9 protein-coding genes are annotated in these 20201 nt (G+C 41.2%); 7 read left to right on the plus strand and 2 right to left on the minus strand.

Annotation, left to right across the window (positions count from 1 at the left end; translation table 11 throughout):
• Positions 1–84 precede the first annotated feature (84 nt).
• Positions 85–2613 carry a KxYKxGKxW signal peptide domain-containing protein gene (locus H7T98_RS05125; RefSeq protein WP_201061398.1) on the minus strand — a complete coding sequence of 843 codons (2529 nt, stop codon included), beginning with the start codon at positions 2611–2613 and terminating at the stop codon, positions 85–87.
• Between the two features lie 1015 nt (positions 2614–3628).
• On the opposite strand from H7T98_RS05125, the gene H7T98_RS05130 reads away from it, so the two are divergent.
• From H7T98_RS05130 to H7T98_RS05155, 6 genes are all read left to right on the plus strand, one after another.
• Positions 3629–8362: a glycoside hydrolase family 70 protein gene (locus tag H7T98_RS05130; RefSeq protein WP_201061400.1), complete on the plus strand. Its 4734-nt coding sequence runs from the start codon at positions 3629–3631 to the stop codon at positions 8360–8362.
• A gap of 481 nt (positions 8363–8843) precedes the next feature.
• Positions 8844–10829: a KxYKxGKxW signal peptide domain-containing protein gene (locus H7T98_RS05135; RefSeq protein WP_201061403.1), complete on the plus strand. Its 1986-nt coding sequence runs from the start codon at positions 8844–8846 to the stop codon at positions 10827–10829.
• 778 nt (positions 10830–11607) lie between these two features.
• Complete coding sequence (locus H7T98_RS05140; protein WP_201061405.1) at positions 11608–16374, plus strand: glycoside hydrolase family 70 protein; 4767 nt, start codon at positions 11608–11610, stop codon at positions 16372–16374.
• Between the two features lie 230 nt (positions 16375–16604).
• Positions 16605–17342 (plus strand): YhfC family glutamic-type intramembrane protease, encoded by a 738-nt coding sequence (locus H7T98_RS05145; protein WP_155213209.1) that lies wholly within the window; start codon positions 16605–16607, stop codon positions 17340–17342.
• Positions 17329–17604: an autorepressor SdpR family transcription factor gene (locus tag H7T98_RS05150; protein WP_045768468.1), complete on the plus strand. Its 276-nt coding sequence runs from the start codon at positions 17329–17331 to the stop codon at positions 17602–17604. The genes H7T98_RS05145 and H7T98_RS05150 overlap by 14 nt, the downstream gene beginning before the upstream one ends.
• Positions 17594–18181 (plus strand): DUF1648 domain-containing protein, encoded by a 588-nt coding sequence (locus tag H7T98_RS05155; protein ID WP_037601131.1) that lies wholly within the window; start codon positions 17594–17596, stop codon positions 18179–18181. Before H7T98_RS05150 ends, H7T98_RS05155 begins: the two co-directional genes overlap by 11 nt.
• A gap of 47 nt (positions 18182–18228) precedes the next feature.
• On the opposite strand, the gene H7T98_RS05160 is transcribed toward H7T98_RS05155, so the two are convergent.
• Positions 18229–19266, minus strand: coding sequence for a S66 peptidase family protein (locus H7T98_RS05160; protein WP_064520771.1), 1038 nt, complete (start codon positions 19264–19266; stop codon positions 18229–18231).
• A gap of 509 nt (positions 19267–19775) precedes the next feature.
• Between H7T98_RS05160 and H7T98_RS05165 the strand changes: the two genes are divergently transcribed.
• On the plus strand, positions 19776–20105 hold the full coding sequence (locus H7T98_RS05165) for a bacteriocin immunity protein (protein ID WP_073949642.1): 330 nt from the start codon (positions 19776–19778) through the stop codon (positions 20103–20105).
• The last annotated feature ends 96 nt before the right edge of the window (positions 20106–20201 follow it).

A 20201-nucleotide genomic window follows, 5' to 3' on the forward strand; every position in this document is an offset into this window, starting at 1 on the left:
ATTGATTATATGAAAAAGGAAGTTGACAGTTGGTCGACTTCCTTTTGTGTGAAATAATTGCAATCCATAGTCACTTGTAAATGACTATCGAAGGATATGTCCAACCCCGTCATTATCGAAGTAATAAGTAACGTGATTGATTGTCAAGGTTACATTATCAGCACGATTACCAGAGCCAGGAAGATAATAGTAAGTCTTACCACCTAAAATGATGAGTTTATCTTTAGCTTGTATACCCTTATATTGTCCGTAATCATCATCGTAGAAGTAGACATGCTTGCCATCGATAACTCTTCTACCAGTCAGAATATTTCCCTTACTATTTGCATAATACCAGTTATTCTTATGTTCGAAGTATTTTCCGGTTACAAGGGCACCAGTCTCTTTGTCATAATAATGATCACCACGGTATGGATAATTAAACTCACCTTTCACTTTTTCGCCGTATCTAAAGTAGTACTGAATTCCGTCCAAATACTTAGCACCGTGAAACTTATTTCCTTCTTTATCAACATAAAACTCTTTGCCACCATCCTCAACCAATCTATCTGTTACTAAAGCACCGTTATCTTTATCGTAATAGTGATTATCAGGAGCAAAATGACCTTTGTATTGAACACCATTGGTGCCGAAATAAACTTTGACGTTATCAATGGTATGAGCACCAAGGAGGAGGTAACCCTTGTCATTGACATAGTACCAATTACCTTCGGAATCACTGATATAGCGGTTTCGTTCAGTTGATTGACTTTTAATGGTGATGACACCAGATTGGTCTGCCACATAGGTCTTACCATCGAAATCAAAAGTTGTATCTTTGACTTTTCGACCGTTATCTTTATCAAAATAGTAAACCTTGCCCTCGATATCAACGAACTCTCCCTTAGCTTGGCGATGAGTTCCTAAATGGAAATACATGTCATAGCCATCAACAGTTTCAGAACCAATGGCAGGAAATCCATGTTCATTATAGTAACGCCAGTACCCATCTTTACCTTGGACAAAATAAGCGCTCTTAGGTCGAAGGTCCTTAAAATCATCAGAGATGTATTTACCAACCCCATCATTGTCAAATTCATAGATATTTGGAAATTCTCTCATAATATAGTGAGTCGGAATATTCAATCGTATATTTCTAGCGATGGTACCATCACTGTAGAAGTAATAGTTATTGAAAAATCTGTGCACGACCATATTTCCATCATCTTGGAAAAAGTACTTATTACCATTGATGGTTTGCCATCCTGTGACTGGTAGGCCATCGGCACCAAAATAATACCGTTCGAGTTCAGGATGTTCGTTGTTGTCATAATTGGCATAAGGAGCAGAGTCAAATCTTATTTCTTTAGCATAGTTTTCTTCAGGAATGAATCGTCCAGCTTTGAAGGTGACGAGGCGGTTCGTCACAAGGGCGCCGTTATCTGGGTCGTAAAAATAGGATTTACCATTGACCTTACGGCGTTCACCCTTGACCTGTCTACCATCTGAGTCAAAGTAATAGGTTAAGCCGTCAATAGTTTGTGGTCCAGTAACTAGCTTTCCATCTGTATTCATATAATACCAATGCCCAGCATTATCTTGTAGAAAAGCTGGATGGTTATTAGCTAATGTTACGATGCCACTAGCATCAATATTTAGTTGGAAGTCACCATTCTTGAGATGAGTGTCTTTAATTAATTGCCCCGGATTTTCTTTGCCAGCATCTCCAAAAAGATAGAGTTTGTCACCAACCACGTTCAATCCGTAGCTAAGTTGGTCGTTTCTATCAGGATTAAAGTAATAGGTTTGTCCTTTGATATCTTGTAAGCCAGAAACTCGCACACCATCGCTACCTAGATAGTAAGTTTGACCATTTTCTTCAACAAATTCATCATGGAGCATACGTGCACTATCTGTAAAGTAATAGAGTTTTCCATCAATGGTTTCGAAACCAGGATGTTCTCGCTCTTTTTTGAAATAATAGCGTTCTCCATTAATATCTTGCCATCCCATAAGCTTATTACCGTTATTATCGTAGTAATAAGTAACGTAATAAGGATGTCTTAAGGTAATAAGACTACCTACATAGTTAACTGTTTCGATGCGTTCTTCTTGTTCGGTGACAAATCCATTTCTTTTTTCAGTAAAGGCAGAACGGTCAGTTCCTCTCGTGGTATTTTCGTTTGGGATATCACCAACAGATGACACATTCTCAGCTGTAACACTCTCACTAGTCGTTGTACTTACCTCGGAATGTGCAGTTTCAGAACTAGCTCCTTCCGAACTAGCTGTGCTTGTGACTTCAGAGCTTGGTTTTTCAGAAACAGTTTCTGTTGAAGCAACTTCTGAGCTAGCTACTGTTGCCTCTGATACTGTAGCAGTTTCGCTTGAAGCGGTAGCAGGTGTGTTTTCTGTAGGTTTAGCTGTGGCTTCATTAGTTGCTGGAGCCTCGACGTCAATGGCGCCTTCTTTGATGATGGCTTCAACAGTCGCTTCATTAACAGGTGTAGGTTGTTCTTCAGCTGAAGCGTAGCTGAGTCCTGCAAAACTCAATCCCAAAGCAAGTCCTGTCACTGCAATAGTTACCCAATGTTTTTTAACTTTGTGAAGTTTAAAATGTACTTTCTTTTCCATGGTAATTCTCCTTTCATTTTAAACTTTTTACATACTGCAAAATAAGGGCTGTCATGAGAGTTTATGAAAAGTGAGCATTGGGGAGGAGTCCCTAACGATGTAAGTTAATCTTTTTGTGACAATCCTTATTTCTCCAAGCCTCCTCAATTTCTATATTACGAGACTGTTCGAGGCAAACATGAGTCCTGACGAAATGATTCTAGAAAAACGAGAGCCGTTCGGAATTTTCCTCCTTTCTAAGCATGGAAGATCTCGTTTATTTTGGGCTTCTAAGACACAAAAAACTAGAGCTTACTAGTATGAGGCGTCCCCTCTAGAGCTCTAGTTTGAAATGATGCTGTATTCTTTTTATGAGCCCTAGTTTGATGGTTCAAAGTGACTCAGGAATGGTTATCCTACTATAATCCTTATTTAGGCATTAGGTAACTAATGTCAATCTTTTAGATAATCCCCCAAGTGTCCTTTAAAGCAAAATTAAAACGCTTACATATTCACCTAGCTTCATTATAATCCTTTTTTAAGAATAAACAACAGAAACTAACGGAATTATCAAAAATGTTAAAGAACTGACATAAAAGATTCTATATTTAGTTTCGTTAGTCAAATAAGAATTCACCTGTGTAAATCATTTATATTTTTAATTTTTGTTCCTCATAGACAGACCACGATCTTAGTCAGATGAAAAAATAGAGTCTTTCTATCTAAAATTTTCTTTTCAGAATTGTCTTTTTAGGGGCTACTTCTCTCATAGTTTTGCTATCTCTTAAGGTTAATTGAAGCTTGCTTTAATCTTCAAAAGCCTTTGAAGATAAGCACTTGAAGGAGTTTGAGAAGCAAAAAAACTCTATTTAGGACCTTACATATGGTGTAAGGTCTCATTTTTACAAATCAAAGTTAATAATAGGAAGCGTCCGGCAGAGATTCATGAAAATAAGATGACTTTTTCCTATTTGTAATTTGTCTGAATATATCATAGAGTAGAGAAAACAATAGAAAAAAAGGATGATTGTTATAGATGGAAAATAAGGTACGTTTTAAACTACATAAGGTTAAGAAAAACTGGGTAACTATCGGGGTGACTACCCTCTCAATGGTTGCCTTGGCGGGTGGAAGCCTCCTAGCTCAAGGAAAAGTAGAGGCCGATGAGACGAGCGCACCTAATGGTGACGGCTTGCAGCAACTGAGTGAGGATGGTACTGCCAGTCTAGTGACGACAACAACTGTTACTGAGCAAGCTAGTGCTCAAGCAAGTGTGGCAGCAGTAGCAACAGCCAGCGTAAGTCACGAAACAAGCTCTCAGGCGACGACAAGTGCGGTCGCTCAAGAGGCAACTGCTCAAGCACAAAGCAGTCAAGTTATCGATCAAGAAGTGGCAGTTTCTTCGCAAACTCAAGCTAGTGCCCAAGAGACACTGACTACGGAACAGGCCTCACAAGGTCAGGCTACGACTCAAGTAGCTGGGCAAACAAGTGCTCAGTCTACTCCAAGTGTGACAGAACAAGCAAGACCTAGAGTCTTGACCAATGCTGCACCAGCAATCGCCACACGCGCTGCTGATAGCACTATTTGTATCAATGCCAACCGTAACACCAACATCACGATTACGGCCAGCGGTACGACACCAAATGTCACCATTATCACAGGGCCAAACACTCCTAAGCCAAACGTGACGGTGACAAGTCCAAATGGCACAAGACCAAATGTGACTATTGTAACGCAGCCAAATCAACCAAACAAACCTGTTCAACCAAGTCAACCGTCTCAACCTAACAAGCCAGTCCAACCAAGTCAGTCAAGTCTTGACTATAAACCAGTAGCTTCCAACTTGAAGACGATTGATGGCAAGCAGTATTATGTTGAAAATGGCGTTGTGAAAAAGAACACAGCGATTGAACTTGATGGTCGTCTTTATTATTTCGATGAGACTGGGGCGATGGTAGATCAAAGTAAACCTTTGTATCGTGCCGATGCCATTCCAAATAACTCTATCTATGCGGTTTATAACCAGGCCTATGATACGTCAAGCAAGAGTTTTGAACACTTGGACAATTTTTTGACGGCTGATAGCTGGTACCGTCCAAAACAGATTTTGAAGGATGGGAAAAATTGGACAGCTTCAACTGAGAAAGATTATCGTCCCCTTTTGATGACTTGGTGGCCAGACAAGGTGACACAGGTCAACTACCTCAACTATATGAGCCAACAAGGGTTTGGTAATAAGACCTATACGACAGATATGATGAGCTATGACTTGGCAGCTGCTGCCGAAACGGTTCAACGAGGAATCGAGGAACGTATTGGTCGTGAGGGCAATACCACTTGGCTTCGCCAGTTGATGTCAGACTTCATCAAAACACAGCCTGGCTGGAACTCTGAGAGTGAGGACAATCTCTTAGTTGGTAAAGACCACTTGCAAGGAGGCGCTCTGACCTTCCTAAATAATAGTGCGACAAGTCATGCCAATTCAGATTTCCGCCTCATGAACCGCACACCGACTAACCAAACGGGGACACGCAAATATCATATTGACCGTTCAAATGGTGGTTACGAGTTGCTCTTGGCTAACGATATCGACAACTCTAACCCAGCTGTTCAGGCAGAGCAACTAAACTGGCTCCACTACATCATGAACATTGGTTCTATCCTTGGCAATGATCCAAGTGCCAACTTTGACGGTGTTCGTATCGATGCGGTGGACAATGTGGATGCGGATCTCTTGCAGATTGCTTCTGATTACTTTAAGGGAAAATACCGTGTGGCTGATAATGAGGCCAACGCCATTGCTCACTTGTCAATCCTTGAAGCTTGGTCTTACAACGATCATCAATACAACAAGGATACCAAGGGTGCTCAGTTGTCTATCGACAATCCACTACGTGAAACGCTTTTGACAACTTTCTTGCGTAAGACCAATTACCGTGGCAGCTTGGAGCGCGTGATTACTAACTCTCTTAACAATCGTTCAAGTGAGCAGAAACACACGCTACGTGATGCCAATTATATTTTCGTGCGAGCCCATGATAGTGAAGTGCAAGCTGTTTTGGCTAATATCATCAGCAAGCAGATTAATCCAAAAACAGATGGTTTCACCTTCACTATGGATGAGCTCAAACAGGCTTTTGAAATCTACAATGCGGACATGCGCAAGGCTGATAAAAAGTACACCCAGTACAATATCCCAGCTGCCTATGCCACAATGTTGACCAACAAGGATAGTATCACTCGTGTTTACTACGGAGATCTCTTTACCGACGATGGCCAATACATGGCTGAAAAATCACCATACTATAATGCCATCGATGCCCTGCTTCGTGCTCGCATTAAATATGTAGCAGGTGGTCAAGACATGAAGGTCACTAAGCTTAATGGCTATGAAATCATGTCATCTGTGCGTTATGGTAAGGGGGCAGAAGAAGCCAACCAGTTTGGTACTGCCGAAACACGCAACCAAGGAATGCTCGTCCTTACAGCCAACCGTCCAGATATGAAGTTGGCAGCTAATGACCGTCTAGTGGTCAATATGGGAGCCGCCCACAAAAATCAGGCTTACCGCCCATTGCTTCTCAGCAAATCGACAGGTCTTGCGACCTACCTCAAGGATTCTGATGTGCCAGCTGGATTGGTTCGCTATACGGATAATCAAGGGAACTTGACCTTCACGGCAGACGATATTGCTGGTCATTCAACCGTTGAAGTTTCAGGTTATTTGGCAGTTTGGGTGCCAGTAGGTGCTTCTGAAAACCAAGATGCCCGCACCAAGGCTTCGACAACTAAGAAGGGTGAGCAGGTCTTTGAATCATCAGCAGCTCTTGATTCACAAGTCATTTACGAAGGTTTCTCAAACTTCCAAGATTTCGTTAAGACACCAAGTCAGTACACCAACCGTGTTATTGCTCAAAATGCCAAACGCTTCAAAGAGTGGGGAATCACTTCCTTTGAATTTGCGCCACAATATGTGTCTAGCCAAGACGGCACTTTCTTGGATTCTATCATTGAAAATGGCTATGCCTTCGAAGACCGTTACGATATTGCCATGAGTAAGAACAACAAATACGGTTCGCTCAAAGACCTCATGGATGCCCTTCGTGCCCTTCACGCAGAAGGTATCTCAGCCATTGCTGACTGGGTTCCAGACCAAATTTACAATCTTCCTGGAAAAGAAGTGGTAACAGCTTCTCGTACCAATAGCTACGGAACGCCACGTCCAAATGCTGAAATCTACAATAGCCTCTACGCAGCTAAAACACGTACCTTTGGAAATGACTTCCAAGGCAAGTACGGTGGTGCCTTCCTTGATGAATTGAAGGCAAAATATCCAGCAATCTTTGAGCGCGTGCAGATTTCAAACGGCCGTAAATTGACTACCAATGAGAAAATCACGCAATGGTCAGCCAAGTATTTCAATGGAAGCAATATCCAAGGTACTGGAGCTCGCTATGTTCTACAAGATAACGCTACAAACCAATACTTCAGCCTTAAGGCAGGTCAAACCTTCCTTCCTAAACAAATGACTGAAATCACAGCAACTGGTTTCCGTAGGGTTGGAGATAAGGTCCAATACTTCTCAACGAGTGGTTACCTTGCCAAGAACACCTTCATTCAAGTCGGTGCCAACCAGTGGTATTACTTTGATAAGAATGGCAACATGGTCACAGGTGAACAGGTCATTGATGGTAAGAAATACTTCTTCCTAGACAATGGTCTCCAGCTACGTCATGTCCTTCGCCAAGGCAGTGATGGTCACGTCTATTACTACGATCCTAAAGGAGCTCAGGCCTTTAACGGATTCTATGACTTTGCGGGTCCTCGCCAAGACGTTCGCTATTTCGATGGCAACGGTCAAATGTATCGTGGCCTCCACGACATGTATGGGACAACCTTCTATTTTGATGAAAAGACTGGTATTCAAGCCAAAGACAAGTTCATCCGTTTTGCGGACGGACGCACGCGTTACTTCATCCCAGATACAGGAAATCTCGCAGTCAACCGTTTTGCGCAAAATCCTGAGAACAAGGCTTGGTATTACCTCGATAGCAACGGTTATGCCGTGACAGGACTCCAAACCATTAACGGTAAGCAGTATTACTTTGACAATGAAGGCCGTCAGGTTAAAGGACACTTTGTCACTATCAATAACCAACGTTACTTCCTTGATGGCGATAGTGGTGAAATTGCCCGTTCACGCTTTGTGACGGAAAACAACAAGTGGTACTATGTCGATGGCAATGGTAAGTTGGTTAAAGGTGCTCAAGTCATTAATGGTAATCACTATTATTTCAACAATGATTATAGCCAAGTCAAGGGTGCCTGGGCCAACGGCCGTTACTATGATGGTGACTCGGGTCAGGCCGTAACCAACCGCTTTGTCCAAGTTGGTGCCAACAAATGGGCTTATCTCAACCAAAATGGTCAAAAGGTAGTTGGTCTCCAACATATCAATGGTAAACTTTACTACTTTGAAGGCAACGGTGTCCAAGCTAAAGGGAAACTTCTGACATACAGAGGCAAGAAATACTACTTTGATGCCAATAGTGGTGAAGCCGTAACCAATCGCTTTATCCAAGTTTCTCGTGGTGTTTGGTATTACTTTAACGCCTCAGGTCAAGCCGTAACGGGTGAGCAAGTCATCAACGGTCAACACCTCTACTTTGACGCTTCTGGCCGTCAGGTCAAAGGCCGTTACGTCTGGGTTAAAGGCCAACGCCGTTACTATGACGCCAATACTGGAGCTTGGGTCAGAAAACGATAAAGGGCAGAAGAAAATGTGATTTTGGGACTATCCTAGATGCTTTTAGATTAAAATTCAGTAGGTACCTTCCCAGTCTCACCGCTTTTAAGCACTTGAAACATTTTGTTTCAAGTGCTTTTCTTTTATTACTATCTCTTGATATGCCAAGCAGATTGTAAGCAAAAAATGAGTTTGATTAAGAGAATCGTCAATAGACTGCTTACTTTAGCTTTAAATTATGCTCAGTCATTCTAATGAAGAAGGTGGTGAAAGTGCTAAAAGTCGGAGTTTCTGTGTGAATTTAAGAAAATCTGAACGTTTTTTGGAAACGGTTTCTAACATATAAAAGCTATAGCTATATATCTTAGGCTTGTTTTTTCAAATAGATTATGGGTAGAAGGTTAGTCTTATGAGACTAGGGTTATGCATCTGTAATTGTATTCGTTTCCAAAATCCCTTAACATAGAATAGAGAAATAAAGTTATATTGAAAGGTGTATGTTATGGAAAAGAAAGTTGGATTTAAGTTGCACAAGGTCAAGAAAAACTGGGTAACCATTGGAGTTAGTACGCTGTCGATGGTTGCACTTGCGGGTGGAGCCTTTTTGTCAGACCAATCGGCACAAGCAGATGAAGTGTCACTACCTAATGGTGACGGTTTTGAACAAACAGATGCAGGTATTGAATCAAGTGCCTCAATGATTAATGAAAGCTATTCGCCAACCTTGACAGAAGATGCTGGCCATTTGTCAGCGGTGTCATCTAACTATGGCAGTCAAACAAGCTCAGGCTACGAGTCTTCATCATCTGCCTCAACAGGAGGCTCATCACAGACTGTGGTAGGTGGTGGAGCTGGTCAAGTCAGTTCGTCACAATCTTCTCAAGTAGTAGGAACACAAAACTCTAATTCATCACAAACGGGTTCTGCTTACCAATCAAGTAGCAGCTCGGCATCAGTAAGTGCTAGTGCGTCAAGTTCTTCAAGCTCATCAAGTTCAGCTTGGTATTCTTACTCGTCTTCATCATCATGGTCATCATCATCGTCAGCTAGCGGTTTTGCGACAATTACGACGAGTTCGTCTGACTCAAACGGCATTCATTGGAATGGTGGTCGAAACACGACTATCACCATCACGGCTTCAGGAACTACGCCGAATGTTACTATCATTTCGAATTCTAATAAACTGTTTCCAAACATATCAGTAGGGCATTCGAATGGTTCAAATGCTAATGTCACTATCATTTCACAAGGTAACCAGCAAAATAACTCAGGTTACCAAATCATCACAGGTGAGACTAAACCAAGTGTTGATTCAAACAATACCAAGTCTTCATTTGTCCGTGTAGGCGAAAATCAATGGTATTATTACGATCAATATGGTCAAAAGGTCAAAGGCGAAAAGGTTATCGACGGTAAGGCTTATTACTTCCTTGAAAATGGTCTTCAAGCTCGTGACTCACTTGTTAAAGGTAGCGATGGTTACACCTATTACTACGATAAAAATGGTGTGAAAGCTATCAACGGCTTCTACGATTTTGCAGGTTATCGTAAGGATGTACGCTATTTCGATTGTTATGGTCACATGGCTACTGGTCTCCTTGAAATGGGTAGCACAACCTTCTACTTTGATACACAAACAGGTATCCAAGCTAAAGACAAATTTATTCGCTTCTCAGATGGCCGTATCCGTTACTTCATCCCTGATACTGGTAATATGGCTGTAAATACCTTTGTTCAAAATAAAGAAAACCAAGCTTGGTACTACCTTGATGAACATGGTTACGCTGTGACAGGAAAACGTATCATCAATGGTAAAGAATATTGCTTTGACTCAGAAGGCCGTCAAATCAAAGGTCAGATGATGCAACAAGGCAACAAGCAATACTACATTTCTGCCCAAACAGGTGAAATGGCTGTGTCACGCTTTATCTTTGAAAACAACAACTGGTATTATGCGGATGCTTTTGGTTGCCTCGTTCAAGGTGCCAAAGTGATTGATGGTAAACTCTATTACTTCAACAAAGACCATAGCCAGCTAAAAGGTGGCTGGGCTGAAGGACGTTACTATGATGCCGTCACTGGTCAAGCAGTCATCAACCAATTCATTCAAATGGCGGCTAACCAATGGGCTTACCTTAACCAAGATGGTCACAAAGTGACAGGTCTTCAAAATATTAACAATAAAGTTTACTACTTTGGTAGCAATGGTGCTCAAGTCAAAGGTAAATTGCTTACTGTCCAAGGTAAGAAATGTTACTTTGATGCCCACACTGGTGAGCAAGTGGTAAACCGCTTTGTCGAAGCTGGACGTGGCTGCTGGTATTACTTCAACGCAGCAGGTCAAGCAGTGACTGGACAACAAGTCATCAATGGCAAACAGCTTTACTTTGACGGTTCAGGTCGTCAAGTGAAAGGACGTTATGTTTATGTTGGTGGCAAACGCCTCTTCTGCGATGCTAAAACTGGTGAATTGAGACAGCGTCGCTAATTACTATGTACTTTAAAAATCTAGAGCTAATTTTTCCTTTTCCTATCTAAATTATTATTATTTTCCTATCATAACTCTAGGTGATTAAATAGATGAAAAAACCAGCGTTTGCTGGTTTTTTTTGAGTTGTTTTAGAGAAACTGTCAGTGTACACCCAGATGCTTTTTCACACTTAAATCCTAATAATTTTGTCCCTCTCATATTCGCAAGGAGGAGCTATAGCCGTGTTATAATGGGTATTATATTTGCATGTAGGAAAAAAGAGTTAGAGGTAGTTATGGGGAACCATCTTCGTTAAGCTCTAGGTGTAACTAACTTCTTAAAGGAGAGAAATTATGGTTATTTTGGCTTGGATTATCATTGTCATATTATTTATCTTCATTTCGAATTACTACTTTTATAAAACAGACTTCAGAAAACGAAAATACCCATTACTCTATGCGATTATTGAAACCATAGCTGATTTGTTCACTAGGTAATATCTCTAACCCGAACCTTCTCTTTCATCTTAGAAAAAGAAGGTTTTTTTATTTAAAAATAAATTAATATTGTAGGATGATTCTATCGTCTAAAAAAGTCTAAATCCTAAGGATTTTAGCTGGTTTTATGTTATCCTTAGTGCATTTGTTCACAAGGGGCATTTATTAGGCAGATTATTAAAGGACGTTTTCTGAGAAAACGAAGGTAGATACATTAAGCTGACATTATAGTTGTGTAATTGTATTCCCTTGTCAAATAGCTTATGATAGAAGTAATATAAGGGAAAAAGGTAAATATTATGGAACAAAAAGTACGCTTTAAAATGCATAAAGTGAAGAAGAATTGGGTGACTATTGGGGTGACAGCACTCTCAATGGTTACTGTTGCTGGTGGAACTTTGTTGGCGGATCAACAGGTTCAGGCCGATGAGCAAAATCCTGCGAATCAGTCGGGTGATAGCAGTCAGAATCTGCTTCAAGAAACGCCAGCTACAACTAATGATGCAGCAACTACAGTAGCACCAACTATCTCAGCAGATGCTAATACTGCGAGCGTGGCTATTCCTGTCGCAGATGCGACTAGCACGACAACCGATGTTACAGATAGGGCAGCGGCACCTGCTGCAAACGCAGCGACAGTGGAAACTAACTCAGGTCAAGCATCACCAAGTACAAATGTGCAAGCAGCTGCAGCTGATACGAGTGCCACAACAACTGATACAAATACAAATACTAACGCTGCAGTAACTGGAACGGATCGTGCAACAGCTACTACAGACCGTGCAGCAACAACTGATACGGCAAATACAGAAGCTCGTACACGTAGCCGTCGTGCCTTGGCAGAAACTCGTGAAGCCAATACCAATACAGCGACTGGTATCCAATGGATTAACGGCAAACAATACTATGTCAATAGTGACGGTAGTGTGCGTAAGAACTTCGTCTTTGAGCAAGATGGTAAGTCATATTATTTTGATGCTGAAACAGGGGCTCTTGCGACTAAGTCACAGGATGAATTTTCAACTAAACCTATCAAGGCAACTGTGGATTTTTCATCTGGAAATCAGCTCTACAAAAACGATAACAAATCTTTGGACCAACTCGACACCTTCATCACAGCAGATGCTTGGTACCGTCCAAAGAGTATTCTTAAGGATGGTAAGACTTGGACAGCTTCAACTGAAGCGGACAAACGTCCACTCTTGATGGTTTGGTGGCCTGACAAATCAACTCAGGTTAACTACCTAAACTACATGCAAAATCAAGGTCTTGGTGCGGGATCATTTTCAACCAACTCTAGCCAGGAAAGTCTAAATCTAGCTGCTAAAGCTGTTCAGACTAAGATTGAAGAACGTATTGCGCGTGAAGGCAATACCAACTGGTTGCGTACAAGTATCGACCAGTTCATCAAGACTCAGCCAGGTTGGAATAGTAGCACTGAAAATAGTTCATACGACCACTTGCAAGGTGGACAGTTGCTCTTTAACAACAGTAAGGGTGATACTGGTAACCGTACTAGCTACGCCAACTCTGATTATCGTCTACTTAACCGCACACCGACTAATCAGACGGGTACACGTAAGTACTTCAAGGACAATTCTATCGGTGGTCTTGAGTTCTTGCTTGCCAACGATATTGATAACTCAAACCCAGCTGTTCAGGCGGAGCAACTTAACTGGCTCCACTTTATGATGAATATCGGAAGTATCATGGCCAATGACCCAACTGCTAACTTTGACGGTTTGCGTGTCGATGCTTTGGACAATGTGGATGCTGACCTTCTCCAAATCGCTTCAGATTACTTCAAAGCAGCCTATGGTGTTGACAAGTCCGAAGCTAATGCGATCAAACACTTGTCATACTTGGAAGCGTGGTCTGCTAACGACCCATATTACAACAAGGATACTAAAGGGGCACAACTGCCGATTGATAATGCCCTTCGTAATGCTCTTACCAACCTTTTGATGCGTGATAAAAATACACGTATGCAGCTTGGGGACATGACTGCTTTTATGAATAGTAGTTTGAATCCACGTGGTGCTAACGATAAAAACGGTGAGCGTATGGCCAACTATATTTTCACCCGTGCCCACGATACTGAAGCGCAAACCATTATCCAACGTATCATCCGTGATCGTATCAATCCAAATCTGTTTGGTTACAATTTCACCCGTGATGAAATCAAGAAGGCCTTCGAGATTTACAATGCGGATATCAATACAGCTCACAAGACTTATGCGTCTTACAACTTGCCATCTGTCTATGCCCTCATGTTGACCAACAAGGACTCTGTAACACGTGTTTATTATGGAGACCTCTACCGTGAGGATGGTCACTACATGGCCAAGAAGACGCCTTACTTTGATGCCATCGATACCCTTTTGCGTGCCCGTATCAAGTATGTAGCTGGTGGTCAAGACATGGAAGTGAAGAAAGTCGGAAATGACGGCCTCTTGACATCAGTTCGTTATGGTAAAGGTGCCAATAACAGAACTGATTGGGGAACTGCTGAAACCCGTACGCAAGGGATGGGTGTCATCATGACCAACAACTATGATTTCCGATTGGGTAGCAATGAAACTGTAACGATGAATATGGGTAGAGCCCACCGTAATCAGCTTTACCGTCCATTGCTTTTGACGACTAAGGATGGTCTAGCAACCTACCTCAACGATTCTGATGTACCTTCAAACCTTCTTAAACGTACCGACTGGAATGGGAACTTGACCTTCAATGCCAATGATATTTTTGGTGTGGAAAATGTGCAAGTATCAGGTTACCTCGGTGTCTGGGTACCAGTCGGGGCTAAGGCTAACCAAGACGCACGTACACAGCCAAGTAACCGTGCCAATAGCGATGGTCAAGTTTACAAGTCTTCAGCAGCCCTTGATTCGCAAGTCATGTATGAAGCCTTCTCAAACTTCCAAGCTTTTGCGGACGATCAGCCAGAACTTTACATGAACCGTGTCTTGGCTAAGAACACTAATTTGCTCAAAGCTTGGGGTGTTACGTCTGTTGGACTTCCACCACAGTACGTTTCAAGTAAGGATGGTACCTTCCTTGATTCAACAATTGACAATGGTTATGCCTTTGACGACCGTTATGATATGGCCTTGAGTCAAAATAACAAGTACGGCTCACTTGAGGACCTCCTTAATGTCCTTCGTGCCCTCCATAAAGACGGTATTCAAGCCATTGCTGACTGGGTGCCAGACCAAATCTATAACCTCCCAGGAAAAGAAGTGGTAAATGCGACACGTGTTAATGGTTATGGTAACCACCAAGTAGGCTACCAAATCATTGACCAAGCCTATGTGGCTAATACTCGTACAGATGGTACAGACTATCAAGGTAAATACGGTGGTGCCTTCCTTGATGAGCTTAAAGCTAAGTACCCATCTATTTTCAACCGTGTGCAAATCTCAAATGGAAAACAGTTGCCTACGAATGAAAAGATTACTAAATGGTCTGCTAAGTACTTCAACGGAACTAATATCCTTGGACGAGGTATCAACTTTGTCCTTCGTGATGACAAGACTAACCAGTACTTTAATACTTCAGCCAACAGCCAACTCTTGCCAACACCACTTCGCGATACAGTTGCCATCACAAGCACTCAAGTCTTCCAACGTCGTGGACAAGATGTTTATTTCCTACGTGATAACCAAGCTGTTAAGAATGAATTTGTTCAAGATGGTAGTGGTAACTGGTATTACTTCGGTGGTGACGGTAAGATGACCAAGGGTGCTCGAAACATCAATAACAAGGATTACTATTTCTTTGACAATGGTATCCAATTGCGTAACGCCCTTCGTCGTGCTAGCAACGGCTATACCTACTATTACGGTCTAGACGGTGCCATGGTTAAGAATGCCTTCGTTGATTTTGATGACAAGCATAAGCAGGTCCGTGCCTTTACGACTCAAGGAACAATGGTAGTGGGTAACCTTCATTGGAGTGGCCACCATTTCTACTTTGACCGTGAAACGGGTATCCAGGCTAAGGATCGCGTTGTTCGTACAGATGATGGCAAATTGCATTACTATGTTGCTGAAACTGGTGACATGGGACGTAACGTCTTTGCGACAGACAGCAGCACAGGTAAACGTTATTACTTTGACGCTGATGGTAACACTGTGACTGGCTCACGTGTCATTGACGGTAAGACTTATTACTTTAACCAAGATGGTAGTGTCGGTACGGCCTACAGCAATCGTGCAGATTCTATTATCTTTGAAAATGGTAAGGCTCGCTACATCACACCAGCAGGCGAAATCGGACGTAGCATCTTTGTCTACAACCCAGCAACTAAGGCATGGAACTACTTTGATAAAGAAGGTAACCGTGTCACAGGACGCCAATACATTGATGGTCACCTCTATTACTTCAAGGAAGATGGTAGCCAAGCTAAGGGTGAAATTATCGAGGAAAACGGCATTAAGTATTACTATGAGCCAGAATCAGGTATTCTTGCTAGCGGACGCTACCTCCAAGTTGGTGATGACCAGTGGATGTACTTCAAACAAGACGGTTCACTGGCTATCGGCCAAGTTCGTGCTGATCATGGATACCTTAAGTACTTTGATAAAAATGGTATCCAAGTCAAGGGTAAAACCATTGTTGAAGATGGTAAGACTTATTACTATGATGCCCACAGTGGAGCTCTTGTCACAAGCAGCTTTGCTGAGATTGCACCAAACCAATGGTCTTACTTCAATACTGATGGCCAAGCCCTTAAAGGCAAGTGGACTATCAATGGCAAGGAATACTACTTTGACCAAAATGGTATCCAATACAAGGGCAAAGCCGTTAAGGTCGGTAGTCGTTACAAGTACTATGACGAAAACGATGGTCAACCTGTAACCAACCGCTTTGCTCAAATCGAGCCAAACGTTTGGGCTTATTTCGGAGCTGATGGCTATGCCGTAACAGGCGAACAAGTCATCAATGGCCAACACCTTTACTTTGACCAATCAGGTCGCCAAGTTAAAGGAGCCTACGTCACAGTCAATGGCCAACGCCGTTACTACGATGCCAACACTGGCGAATATGTCCCAGGAAGATAAGCAGTAGTAGCTCATGTGACTGACCAGAGAACACACAGCCGAGAATGAGGGAAAATTCTCAAGAAGAAAGATCGTGAAAACGGTCTTTTTTTGTATCCCTATTTCGATTTTTTTCGAAATAACCTTGACAGTGCTTTCAGAAAAGCGTAGAATCTATTTCGAAAAGTATAGAAATAGGTATTCTGACTCAAGTCGTATTGATGCTCCGTTTCAATGAAAGGATAAATCAAATGGAAACATTCCTTTTTATGGCAATTCTTACCATGTTGGTTATCGCCGTCATTAGTTTTATCGTTCTGAAGAAAAGATGGCAATTTTCAATCAAGCTCTTTTTAGTCGGTCTGATTGGTTTTGCCTTACCTGTCATGATGATTGAAGGACCTATCAATGCCCTAGTTCTTTCAAGCTTTAGTCACTCTTCTAAATGGTTCACCATTATTTATGGAGGATTTATGGCTGGCCTTGTTGAAGAAACCACTCGCTATTTGGTTTTTAAGGTACTTGCAAAGAAAAGAAGTTTGATGACGTCTGATATTGTAGCCTACGGTTTTGGACATGGTCTTAGTGAATTTATCTTCCTTGGAGTGATGGGCTTACTCACTAACATCATTGTTTTACAGGCCATCCATTCAGGACAGGCCGGTGAGTTACCTTCAACTCTTGTAAGTCAGGTCAACCATTTAACGGGCTTTGCTGTGCTTATGTCTCTCTTTGAAAGACTAGTTGCCTTGGTGTTACAAGTCTTGCTTACAGCTTGGGATTTTCTAGCAGTCACTAAGCATAGGCTTTCATTCTATTTCTGGGCGATTATACTCCATGCTGCCATTGATTTTTTGGCAGGTGCTTATCAGCTAGGGATAGTCAGCAATCTCTTACTAATCGAACTTATTTTAGCTATTTATGTGTTAGGTATTGGACTTCTGACACGTCGGATTTGGAGAAAGGAGGAAACTCATGGGCTTATCTGAAACCTTAAAAGCCATCTCTGCCCCTGTGAGGAGAGAAATTTTAGACTATCTAAAGTCTGGACCAAAGTCCGCTGGTGAAATCAGCCAGCAGTTTGACTTAGCTCCCGCAACAGTTTCTCATCATTTGTCTACCTTGAAAAAAGCAGGACTTATTGAAGAAGAAAAACAGAAGAATTTTATCTACTACAGTTTGAACTTGACCGTTTTTGAAGAAATTTTAACCTGGATTCAATCACTTGGAGGAAAAGAAGATGAAAAATAATATGCAAAGAGTCATTGGTAATATAGTGATACTTACACCGGTTATTGTCGGACTAGTCTTTTACAAACAACTACCAAATCAGATTGCAATCCACTTTAATGTGGAAGAGCAAGCCAATGGTTTTATGAATCGCAATTTAGCAATTGTTGCTCTACCTTTTCTTGCGTTAATCATATATAATCTCTGTTTTTCATTCTTTAAACAAATAACGATCCCATTCTTAAAAGAGTTTATGCTATGGTTAGTCCCAATTTCTGCTGTGCTTATCCAAGGTCTTATATTGACTGTTGCCTTAGGAGGCCATGTTCAAGTTCGCTTGACTGTGATTTGGTTAGTAGCACTCATTTTTCTAGTGATTGGAAATTATCTTCCTAAAAGTATTGGTCTGGCTACAAAAAATCATAACCAGAGCAGTAAATCAGTAGTGAGAAAGTTGGGATACCTAATGATTGGAATAAGTCTTGCCTTGCTAATAAGTCTCTGCTTTAATCCCTATACTACAATTATGGTTTTGGGCATTTTTATAGTTCTTATCTTGAGTATCTTGTTACCCAATTTTCGCTGTTTAAGAAAATAAAGAGAAGTAATCGTCTGATTACTTCAATCTGAGCTGAGAAATTCATCTCAGCTTTCTTTGTTATAGTCAAAGCGAATGACTTGCTCCGTTGCATCTACATGGGCGTGGACTCCGAAGGGGACAATTGCTCTTGGAGTTGCATGTCCGACATTCAGATTATAGACAATCGGGATATTGCTATCAATGATTTCCAATAGTGCTTCTTTATAGTCGTTATAGAAAGTTTCATCCATAGGTTTTCCGACTAATAGTCCGCTGATGACCTCGAATATACCAGTGTCCTTTAAAGTTCGCAACATCTTTTTGAAGTCTTCAGGATTAGGCTTTTCTTCACTTGTTTCTAGCAATAGAATCTTTCCTTCCCAGTCGGATAAGTCAGGGAAAAGTTTGTATTTTTGGCAGAGGTCTGTGCTATCTGCGTGTAGAGAGTTGTCAAAAATATCATAGAGAGACTCAAGACAACCACCGAGGATTTCTCCCTCAAACTGAGCATTGCCTTGTAACAAGTCAAAACCTGTATTTGCATGGCTGACACGAGGTGTTCCCAAGGCTTTGGGACTAAAATCAGTCCGTTCCTCATACCAAACGTTACTAGGGCGAATTTCTGAGATTTTTCCAGTCTCAATCAATTCTTTAAAGTAGTGGCGGCTATATGGCAACATTTCTTTGTCTAACTCACAAATGTCTGCTAGAAATGATTGGCCGTAAAAAGTCCTGATTCCTAGTTTATGCAACATGAGATGGTTCATGGTCGTATCCGAGAAGCCAAGAAAAATCTTTTGTTTGATAACCTTTTGTAGTTGGTCATTTTCAAAAAGATGGGGCAATAAACGATAGGTATCGTCTCCACCGATGGCGCATAAAATCATGTCGATGCTATCATCAGAAAATGCCTGAATCAAATCCTCCGCACGAGCTTCGGGATGTTCTTTGATAAAGTCTAAGCCTTTTAGCGAATGAGGTAAAAAGATAGGATTGAGTCCGAGGTCTTTGAGTCGTTGGACACCCAAGTCCACTTCGTGTTTGACAAAGTCTTCTCCGATAATGCCACTAGACAAACTAACAATACCAATAGTAGAAGCCATATATTATCCTCCTAGAAATAAATTGATGCTATTGTATCATAAAGAATGATAGAAAAATATAAGGAATAGCGTTAGACATATGATTTTATGTCAATAAAGCAATAGAAAAATAACCGATTGATGTGATTACTTCAGAATATAGTCAAGCCCTTTTAGAAGTTGGTTACCACGTCGTTAAATCACTTAGGAATATTGATGTAATGGAATTTATAAGAGTTTTTCACTTTATATTCTAAAAGAAACAGATTGAAGAAAGTTGCCTAAAATGGACTTTTTCTTCAATCTGAAAGAAGTAATCGTTTGATTACTTCTTTTTATCTGTTTGTGCTAAATTTGGACCATTTGTGGCAGAAGGATATTTTTAGTCTTGAATTTGATATGCTAGATGTGTATAATGATGTCACAGCGAACTATTAAAAGAGGTCGTTGCTCATGACAACACAAACAATTAACCAATTTAATTCACTTGCTCGACCTAATCTTGCTACAGGTTATAGGAGGTAATCTAGATGACAAAAAGTAACAACACGCAAATTACGGATATCTTAAACAATATCTATAATCTGATTGTAAATCCAGAGACAACTGAAAATGAGAGAGAGTTGCTCGTAACGTTTAAAAATGAAATCGAAGTTGGAAAGAAGGATAATGATGAACTTCTTGCAGAATTATGCAGAGCTATTCAAGTTCTAGCAGTCCGCAATCTTTCTAAAGGCAAATCACTGAGTTCTGGAGTAAGTGACTTGAGTAAGACGCTCACAGAATTCCAAGAAAAATCAGAGCGTAACTTTAATCTAGCAAGAGGATTAACATCACTCGGTAGTTTGTCTTTTAGATGATCTTTTATGGTTCTTATCTTTGGTGTCGTAATACCTAATTTTCGCTATTTAAGAAAATAAAAAGAAGTAATCGTCTGATTACTTCTTTTTGTCTCC

Source organism: Streptococcus sp. 23.2 (assembly GCF_016648665.1).
In the GTDB taxonomy this organism is placed as follows: domain Bacteria; phylum Bacillota; class Bacilli; order Lactobacillales; family Streptococcaceae; genus Streptococcus; species Streptococcus salivarius_E.

Excerpts from the sequence above, each read along its gene's own strand:
- H7T98_RS05160 (WP_064520771.1), bottom strand. The coding sequence starts at position 19,266 with ATGGCTTCTACTATTGGTATTGTTAGTTTGTCTAGTGGCATTATCGGA.
- H7T98_RS05140 (WP_201061405.1), top strand. The coding sequence starts at position 11,608 with ATGGAACAAAAAGTACGCTTTAAAATGCATAAAGTGAAGAAGAATTGG.
- H7T98_RS05155 (WP_037601131.1), top strand. The coding sequence starts at position 17,594 with ATGAAAAATAATATGCAAAGAGTCATTGGTAATATAGTGATACTTACA.
- H7T98_RS05130 (WP_201061400.1), top strand. The coding sequence starts at position 3,629 with ATGGAAAATAAGGTACGTTTTAAACTACATAAGGTTAAGAAAAACTGG.
- H7T98_RS05135 (WP_201061403.1), top strand. The coding sequence starts at position 8,844 with ATGGAAAAGAAAGTTGGATTTAAGTTGCACAAGGTCAAGAAAAACTGG.
- H7T98_RS05165 (WP_073949642.1), top strand. The coding sequence starts at position 19,776 with ATGACAAAAAGTAACAACACGCAAATTACGGATATCTTAAACAATATC.
- H7T98_RS05150 (WP_045768468.1), top strand. The coding sequence starts at position 17,329 with ATGGGCTTATCTGAAACCTTAAAAGCCATCTCTGCCCCTGTGAGGAGA.
- H7T98_RS05125 (WP_201061398.1), bottom strand. The coding sequence starts at position 2,613 with ATGGAAAAGAAAGTACATTTTAAACTTCACAAAGTTAAAAAACATTGG.
- H7T98_RS05145 (WP_155213209.1), top strand. The coding sequence starts at position 16,605 with ATGGAAACATTCCTTTTTATGGCAATTCTTACCATGTTGGTTATCGCC.